Here is a 9691-nt window from a genome sequence, read left to right as displayed (position 1 = left end):
TTCAGAAAAGATTGAAATAGTGCGAAGGCAATATAGTGGAAATGAGCATGGCATCGTCAAAGGAATTGGAATAGTCAATTGTATATATGTTAATCCTAAAACTCTCAAATTTTGGGTAATAGATTATCGTATTTTTAACCCTGACAATGATGGTTTAAGTAAAGTTGACCATGTGAAAAATATGTTGCAAGGGCTTGTATATCAAAAGGTTATGCCATTTGATACAGTTTTAATGGATACTTGGTATGCAGTTAACAATTTAATGCTTTATATTGATAGTCTAGATAAAGTTTATTATTGTCCTTTAAAGATTAATCGTTTGGTTGATGATAGTTTTGGCAAAGAAAAATATAAAAATATTGAATCATTGTCATGGAGTGAAGATGAGTTAGAATGTGGTAAAATTATCAAGATAAAAGCATTCCCCTCTGAGAAAAAAGTGAAGCTATTCCGGGTTACTATCTCTACCGATAGAACGGACTATATCGCAACTAATGATATATCTCAAAGTTCTATGGATGTTACACAACAGGTGTGTAAAATCCGTTGGAAAATAGAAGAGTTTCACAGGGAGATAAAACAATTAACTGGCATTGAATCATGTCAGTGTCGCAAAGGTCGTCTTCAAAGAAATCATATAGCTTGTGCTATGTTGGTTTGGCTAAGACTAAAAAACTTAGCTTACAACACAGGTCAAACTATTTATCAAATTAAGCATAATTTGCTTTCTAATTATTTAATAGGACAACTAAAACGTCCAGATATTGCTATGTCAATGGTTTAGTCTTTAGGCGCTCGGTGCAGCGTAGCCGCACCATCGCTTGTGCCAGTTGCGTAAGTCCTAAGTACATTAAATATAGATTGTCAGATTAGCAAGAAAACATTATCATTCCTAAATTCTTACAATAAATCTCGTTTTTTCAATTTAGCTAACGCATCCTCAGCCGCAGCTTTTTCTGCTTCTTTTTTACTCTTGCCTCTTCCTTCTCCCAACTCTTTACCATCTACAAATACTTTGGAAATAAATTCCGGTGCATGATCTGGACCTCCGGCTTTTTCTGTGACATATTTAGGAGGTTCTTGGATACCTTGAGCTTGGGTTAACTCTTGCAATCTATTTTTTGAATCTACATTTGATCTCGGTTCTACCACATCTTCCGATACAGAATCAAATAATGGTTTAAGAATGACTTTGAGTGGTTCTACATTACAATCATTATCTAAATAATATGCACCAATAACAGCTTCAAAGGTGCTACTTAAAAGGTTAGGATTTTGAAGACCTCCATCTCTAATTGTACCTTTTCCTAATCGCATTCTAAAATCTAAACCAACTTCTAAAGCAAATTTTGCTAGTTGTTTTTCTTCAACTAATGCAGAACGGCGACGGGTTAATTCATCTTCTCCTTTTTCGGGATAACGATTATATAAATATTGTCCACTGAGGAAGTTTAAAATTGCATCTCCGAGAAATTCTAAGCGTTCGTTGTGTTCTCCTTCTCCTGGGTTCTCGTTGACATAGGAACGATGGGTTAATGCTTGACGCAGGAGTTTTTCGTTATGAAATGTGAGAAGTTTGTGCATTTTATCTTTTATCTTTTATGTGAATTGAATGCAAGGGCGGGCTGTCTGGCCCACCCCACAAGATTACACCCTGAAAACTTCAGGTATTATTGAGAAACAGGTAATTTTACACCTGGTGGAAATAGACTATTTCCACGAGAACGGTTACAAGTTAAACAAGCTAGTCGTAAGTTCTCTAAAGAATTAGAACCACCACGACTTTTTGGGAGAAGATGTTCAATAGTTAGTTTATCTATTGACATTGACTTACGACACCACCAACAACAAGAACCATATACATCAGACAGTTTTTGCTTCTTGCTGTGTTTTTGTTTGGTATTCATGTGAATTATTTTCCGTTGATTTTTTTATCAACAGCATCAGAAACCCACACATCTATAGCAGTGAAACTACATCAAGAAGAAAATAATGAGCTTCTCCTCAAGTAGCTTCTCTATGTTAACCAATTTCAGTGTAAACCAGTTTCAGTCTCAGCAACAGGATTCAAAGAATACATAAACTTTTACATTTGATGTACTCCATCCTGACAAATCCTGCTTTATTCCTTGGACTGAACATTTAACCTAATACCTTACTTTCTTCGTACTCATAGCCTAATTAACGATAAAATCAAGACATTAGACTAAATGTTTAAACGAAGGAATAAAGCAAGACTTGTCAGAAAGGAATCCTGCTGCTGAGACAACCACCGACACCTGCGGTATATAGTTCTGCTTGATATGGCAGTTATATTTAGCTGTCTTGTTTATACACTTGCATAGTAAATCTGGAATGTCAATACTTAGTTTTTAAGAGTCAGAAAAAGTAATATTTTTCAATAAAAGACAATACTTTGCCAAATAACTTTACGTGAATTTTCTTAATTCTTTTTTCCAAATTAACAGTATCACAATCACACTAGTAGTAGTAGTATCATAAATGAAAAAGTAATTTATGGATACATACCATCACCATGACTACTACATTTTCCTGCTTGCTGACAGCGAAAGCAAATGTATCGCCAATAGAAGGTACAGTGTCTAATACAACCATAGATGCTCAAGGACCAGGAAGTAACGCATCCGTACAAATTACTGGTGCAGACAATTCTTTTGTCTCCTTTGGTACTCAAATTGGTCAATTTGGTACGAATGATTTTACCGTAACTTTTTGGGTGCAAACAACCGAGTCCTATCGGTACTTTGACTTAGCGGGAAACCGTACAGCAGGTTCTCACGGTAACTTTTTCTGCATTCGGATGACCGGCAAACATGAATCCCGACCAGCAGGTATAATTTCCGCCGAAGTAGATCAAGATCAGAATGGTACTAACTATATAGGTGTAGAAAGTAAAACTGCTGGGTTCAATGATGGCAAATGGCATCATATAGCAGTAGTACGCAAAGGTGCATCCTTAACACTTTATGTTGACGGCGTAGTTTCAGGAAATACCACTGGTAAAGGAGTAGCCAATATTGCCAACGGTCATCCCTTTAAACTGGGGCGTTCTCTTGTTGGAGTTCATGACAAGTTCGCTGCTAACGCTAGATATAGCGGACTTCGTGTTTACGACACCGCCTTAAATGACAGTGATATCTCTAGCTTATTTTCTGGTATAACATCACCACCCAAGACTCAAACAGAAGTTAAGACAAAACAAATCATAGGTCAAATTGTCGTTAATGCAGACGAATCGACTTTAAGTGATCAAGGAATCAAAACTACACCTGATGCAGCTACATTTGCTCTGAATATTGCCAAATATTTTGTAGGAGAAAACAAAGGTAAGTTTCATGTACTTTCCAATAATTTTGGGTTGACAGGAGCATCTCTAGAACAAACAATGACCAAAGCAGGTCATACTTGGACTAAGGGAATGAATATTCCTATTAACCTAGAAACCCTGCAAAAATATGACGGGATTTTTATTGGTGGTGATCTTGTAGAGAACCAAGTTTTAATTGAATATGTGAAAAATGGAGGTAAGGTTTACCTTTGTGCTGGTACTGGTAAAGGAGGAGCGCAAGTAGAAGCAAATAATTGGAATACTTTCTTAGCTGCTTTTGGTTTGAAAATCCAGGGAATCTACAACGCAATTACTGGTAATATAGCAGTTAATAATCCCAATCATCCTCTATTTGCAGAAGTCAAAACCCTTTATCAAAACAATGGTAATTTCATTACTGATTTACAAACTGATTCACAACTAAATCAAATCATTCTTGCTCATAGTAGTGGAAAAGGGTTAATAGGTACTGCTGAATTTGTTAAACCTTCTGCACCAAAATCTCCTGCCTGACTAACCACCTAATTATCCTCAATTTTTTTCTCAACTTTTTCAACCAACCCGAACTAAGTCACGGGTATATTTTATTCATGTTACTCTCTCGCTGCTGTCTATTAGATATCTCCGGTAATTCAATATCCGTAATTTGAAACCCTTGTAGGGACAATTCATGAATTGTCTCTACATTCATTTTCACTAGATGTTTATATAGGGGTTGCTGATAGCGTAGCGTAAGCCATAAAAGTCTTTCCGTGAAGATTAAGGAGTATGGCTAACGCCACGCTTACTTCGACACCGCTCAGGACAGGCTCAGGACAGGCTCAGTACAAGTCGCTATCAAGGAGTCAGGAGTTAAAGGATATCAAGGAGTTTTTTGGATTTTGAAACGAGGTAAAAAACCAACAAAGTGTAAGGTTTTCCAGTTCATAAGTCATAAAAGCTTGTACCTGCCTGCTCTCAGGCGCGGCTTTTTCCATTTCAAATTGCCTAAAATTCTTTACATGTAATACTTTCATGTTTATTTAGCATCTCCTATATATCTATTCACAGCTTATACCAATAGAGCTTTTTTACATCCTTTCCGACTTTTCAAACATCCTTTAAATAATCAATTCATGTTAGCTAAATACAGCAGATTGCATATCAATGAGGTACAAGTCCTGCCTGCCCTTGTGTACCTTATCTAAATCAAATGTGTGCTGTAAATAATTTTTAATGTTTAATTTTCCATACAATACAATTATTTTAATTCATTAAAATTTAATATTTTTTTCATCAGAAATTTGAGTTAGATGTCATAGCTAATAATACGTAAACTTATATTAATTAAATATCAAAAATTTGACATGATGTATTTTTTTTGATATCGTGTTTTACGAAGATAAAAAGCCAAAAATGAGCTTGAAAATTCAGCCACAATTATCCCAAAACCAGACAAATTGCCAAAAGGTATAGAAAAATATGCAATCAGTATTAATGTTTGATGGTAAGGATGATTATGTAGAAATTCCTTATAACCAGTCACTTAATCCCAACTTATTTACTGTTTCCAGTTGGGTAAAAGTTACCGGTGGGCAAGGCCGCTTTCGTTCTGTAATTACCAGCCGTGTTACCAAAGATTCCGCAGGTTACATTATCTATGCAGGAGATAATAATAAATGGCAAGCTTGGGTCGGTAACGGAAGTGATTGGGAAATTGTTAATAATAAAGATATTCCTGTAGTTATCAATGTCTGGACTCATATAGCAAGTACCTTTGATGGCAAGCAATTGAAACTTTATGTCGATGGCAAAGAAGTTGGTAGTAAAAATGTAGTTTATGCACCGAATACGCGATGCCCTCTGCGAATCGGTGCTGGTGCCACCGAAGCAAATCCAAGATATTTCTATTCTGGTCAAATTACGGAAGTTAGTGTCTGGAATAAAGCTCTGACAGCGGCTGAAATTCAGGCAAAGATGAATCAGTATCTGACTGAGAAGGAAGATGGTTTAGTTGCTTATTTGCCCTTGAATGAAGGTTCGGGCAATCTTGTTAAAGAAAAGACAGGTAACGGCATTAACGGCACAATTAATGGTGCTGTTTGGCAACAAGAAGAAATCCCTCTAGTTAAACCAGAAACTACACCAGTTTTGAAATCTTTAGGTAGAATTGTCGTTAATGCAGACGAATCGACTTTAAGTGATCAAGGAATCAAAACTACACCTGATGCAGCTACATTTGCTCTGAATATTGCCAAATATTTTGTAGGAGAAAACAAAGGTAAGTTTCATGTACTTTCCAATAATTTTGGGTTGACAGGAGCATCTCTAGAACAAACAATGACCAAAGCAGGTCATACTTGGACTAAGGGAATGAATATTCCTATTAACCTAGAAACCCTGCAAAAATATGACGGGATTTTTATTGGTGGTGATCTTGTAGAGAACCAAGTTTTAATTGAATATGTGAAAAATGGAGGTAAGGTTTACCTTTGTGCTGGTACTGGTAAAGGAGGAGCGCAAGTAGAAGCAAATAATTGGAATACTTTCTTAGCTGCTTTTGGTTTGAAAATCCAGGGAATCTACAACGCAATTACTGGTAATATAGCAGTTAATAATCCCAATCATCCTCTATTTGCAGAAGTCAAAACCCTTTATCAAAACAATGGTAATTTCATTACTGATTTACAAACTGATTCACAACTAAATCAAATCATTCTTGCTCATAGTAGTGGAAAAGGGTTAATAGGTACTGCTGAATTTGTTAAACCTTCTGCACCAAAATCTCCTGCCTGACTAACCACCTAATTATCCTCAATTTTTTTCTCAACTTTTTCAACCAACCCGAACTAAGTCACGGGTATATTTTATTCATGTTACTCTCTCGCTGCTGTCTATTAGATATCTCCGGTAATTCAATATCCGTAATTTGAAACCCTTGTAGGGACAATTCATGAATTGTCTCTACATTCATTTTCACTAGATGTTTATATAGGGGTTGCTGATAGCGTAGCGTAAGCCATAAAAGTCTTTCCGTGAAGATTAAGGAGTATGGCTAACGCCACGCTTACTTCGACACCGCTCAGGACAGGCTCAGGACAGGCTCAGTACAAGTCGCTATCAAGGAGTCAGGAGTTAAAGGATATCAAGGAGTTTTTTGGATTTTGAAACGAGGTAAAAAACCAACAAAGTGTAAGGTTTTCCAGTTCATAAGTCATAAAAGCTTGTACCTGCCTGCTCTCAGGCGCGGCTTTTTCCATTTCAAATTGCCTAAAATTCTTTACATGTAATACTTTCATGTTTATTTAGCATCTCCTATATATCTATTCACAGCTTATACCAATAGAGCTTTTTTACATCCTTTCCGACTTTTCAAACATCCTTTAAATAATCAATTCATGTTAGCTAAATACAGCAGATTGCATATCAATGAGGTACAAGTCGTGCCTGCCCTTGTGTACCTTATCTAAATCAAATGTGCTGTAAATAATTTTTAATGTTTAATTTTCCATACAATACAATTATTTTAATTCATTAAAATTTAATATTTTTTAATCAAAAATGTGAGTTAGATATTATTGCTAATAATACGTAAACTTATATTAATTAAATATCAAAAATTTGACATGATGTATTTTTTTTGATATCGTGTTTCACGAAGGCTAAAAGACAGAAATGAGATTCAAAATTCCAACAAAATCAACCCAAAACCAGACAAATTGTCAAAAGGTATAGTGTTAAATCATTATACTTCAACAAGGCTGAAGATGTTGCATTAATCATAATCAAAAACTAAAAAACTTTGGATCAAAATTATAAGGATCATCAACATGAGCAACGATTTAACCGGTGGAAATGAACTGAAAAGCCGTGGAGTTTGTGATACAAGAACGAACTTTTATTTAGTAGATACTAACAATCCCATTAATATTAATGGCGATATTAATGGCTGGGAAATTTGGGCAGATACAACAGCTTCTATACAACTGATTATTTACCGAAAAGACGGTAGTTCTTGGTCAGTAGTAGGTAAGAGTGATATGAAAACTCCTGTGGTGGGACTTAACCAGTTTTCCCTATCTACACCCATGACAGTTAAACAAGGTGACTTTGTTGGGATTTATTATCCTGGAGGAGGTTCAGTAAGTTTCAACCTCACAACAGATAAAGAAGCTTCGGACTTGGGAAATTTAACTAGTAAAGTTCTTTTCACTAACACTGGTGCTGGTGCTACAGCCTTTTCTGGCTCAAGTAATCGCGTTTATTCCATCAGGGTAAAAGGTGTTGCACAAGTAATACAACCTACAAGTGATAAAACCATACCAGGTGTGATAGGTATAGGTATGAACAACCAACTATATACCAGAAAGACCTTAACCAGTAATTGGGAACATATTCCTAACAGTGGTTCTGTAATAGGTATTACCGTCATGGCAGACGGTACAATAGTCGGTATAGGCACGAATAATCAACTATATACCAGAAAGACCTTAACCAGTAATTGGGAACATATTGCTAACAGTGGTTCTGTAATAGGTATTACCGTAATGTCAGACGGTACAATAGTTGGTATTGGCACGAATAATCAACTATATACCAGAAAGACCTTAACCAGTAATTGGGAACATATTGCTAACAGTGGTTCTGTAATAAGTATTACCGTCATGGCAGACGGTACAATAGTTGGTATTGGCATGAACAACCAACTATATACCAGAAAGACCTTAACCAGTAATTGGGAACATATTGCTAATAGTGGTTCTGTCTTAGGTATTACCGTAATGTCAGACGGTACAATAGTTGGTATAGGCATGAACAACCAACTATATACCAGAAAGACCTTAACCAGTAATTGGGAACATATTGCTAACAGTGGTTCTGTATTGGGGATTGTATGTTATTCAGGTGTAGCATTAGCACCCAAGAATCAAACAGAAGTTACAACAGAAGTTAAAGCAGACACTACAGCAGTTTTGAAATCTTTAGGTAGAATTGTCGTTAATGCAGACGAATGGACTATAAGTGATGCAAGAATCAAAACTACACCTGATGCAGCTACATTTGCTCTGAATATTGCCAAATATTTTGTAGGAGAAAACAAAGGTAAGTTTCATGTACTTTCCAATAATTTTGGGTTAACAGGAGCATCTCTAGAACAAACAATGACTAAAGCGGGTCATACTTGGACTAAGGGAATGAATATTCCTATTAACCTAGAAACCCTGCAAAAATATGACGGGATTTTTATTGGTGGCGATCTTGTAAATAACCAAGTTTTGATTGAATATGTGAAAAATGGAGGTAAGGTTTACCTTTGTGCTGGGACAGGTCAAGGAGGAGCGCAAGCAGAAGCAAATAATTGGAATACTTTCTTAGCTGCTTTTGGTTTGAAATTCCAGGGAGTGTACAACGGAATTGACGGTAATATAGCAGTTAATAATCCCAATCATCCTCTCTTTGCAGGAGTCAAAACCCTTTATCAAAACAATGGTAATTCCATTACTGATTTACAACCTGATTCACAACTAAATCAAATCGTTCTCACCCATAGTAATGGACAAGGATTAATAGGTACTGCTGAATTTCTTAAACCTCCTGCACATCCGAATATTGCTACAGGAACAAAAATTAAACTCAAATCTTGGAAAGGAGATTACTTACATCGTCCTGACTCAGCACAAGGCGTTACATCTTGGAATACTGGTATCGGTAATGAATGGGTAGTTGAGTTCATAGGTGAGAACAAAATTCAACTCAAATCTTGGAAAGGAGATTACTTACATCGTCCTGACTCAGCACAAGGCGTTACATCTTGGAATACTGGTATCGGTAATGAATGGGTAATTGAGTTCATAAGTGAGAACAAAATTAAACTCAAATCTTGGAAAGGAGATTACTTACATCGTCCTGACTCAGCACAAGGCGTTACATCTTGGAATACTGGTATCGGTAATGAATGGGCAGTAGAAATTATTTCTACAAGTGATAAAACCATACCAGGTGTGATAGGTATAGGCATGAACAACCAACTATATACCAGAAAGACCTTAACCAGTAATTGGGAACATATTGCTAACAGTGGTTCTGTCTTAGGTATTACCGTAATGTCAGACGGTACGATAGTTGGTATAGGCACGAATAATCAACTATATACCAGAAAGACCTTAACCAGTAATTGGGAACATATTGCTAACAGTGGTTCTGTAATAGGTATTACCGTCATGGCAGACGGTACAATAGTTGGTATAGGCACGAATAATCAACTATATACCAGAAAGACCTTAACCAGTAATTGGGAACATATTGCTAACAGTGGTTCTGTAATAGGTATTACCGTCATGGCAGACGGTACAATAGTTGGTA

Annotated in this window: 6 protein-coding genes; 4 read left to right on the top strand and 2 right to left on the bottom strand. The window is 36.2% G+C overall.

Annotated features, from left to right (window positions below; translation table 11 throughout):
• A partial coding sequence (locus FFR48_RS21570) for an IS701 family transposase (RefSeq protein ID WP_137668801.1) occupies window positions 1–784 on the top strand: 784 nt, incomplete at its 5' end.
• A 116-nt stretch (window positions 785–900) separates the two neighbouring features.
• Here FFR48_RS21570 and rnc read toward each other — a convergent pair.
• Together rnc and FFR48_RS21560 are read right to left on the bottom strand one after the other, a co-directional pair.
• The gene (gene rnc / locus FFR48_RS21565) at window positions 901–1584 is read right to left on the bottom strand and encodes a ribonuclease III (protein WP_137668800.1); all 684 of its coding nucleotides are present in this window, start codon (window positions 1582–1584) and stop codon (window positions 901–903) included.
• Window positions 1585–1670: 86 nt separating this feature from the next.
• Window positions 1671–1907: an HNH endonuclease gene (locus tag FFR48_RS21560; protein ID WP_137668799.1), complete on the bottom strand. Its 237-nt coding sequence runs from the start codon at window positions 1905–1907 to the stop codon at window positions 1671–1673.
• Between the two features lie 629 nt (window positions 1908–2536).
• On the opposite strand from FFR48_RS21560, the gene FFR48_RS21555 reads away from it, so the two are divergent.
• The 3 genes from FFR48_RS21555 to FFR48_RS29070 form a co-directional block, all read left to right on the top strand.
• Window positions 2537–3862, top strand: coding sequence for a LamG domain-containing protein (locus FFR48_RS21555; protein ID WP_137668798.1), 1326 nt, complete (start codon window positions 2537–2539; stop codon window positions 3860–3862).
• A gap of 948 nt (window positions 3863–4810) precedes the next feature.
• Window positions 4811–6124: a LamG domain-containing protein gene (locus FFR48_RS21550; protein WP_137668797.1), complete on the top strand. Its 1314-nt coding sequence runs from the start codon at window positions 4811–4813 to the stop codon at window positions 6122–6124.
• A 1034-nt stretch (window positions 6125–7158) separates the two neighbouring features.
• Window positions 7159–9691 (top strand): tectonin domain-containing protein (locus FFR48_RS29070; protein ID WP_201277662.1); only part of this gene is annotated, 2533 nt, incomplete at its 3' end.

This window comes from Sphaerospermopsis reniformis, assembly GCF_005402885.1.
Lineage (GTDB): Bacteria > Cyanobacteriota > Cyanobacteriia > Cyanobacteriales > Nostocaceae > Sphaerospermopsis > Sphaerospermopsis kisseleviana.
The sequence above is the reverse complement of the archived record's forward strand: the minus strand, read 5'-3'. Positions and strand labels throughout refer to the sequence as shown.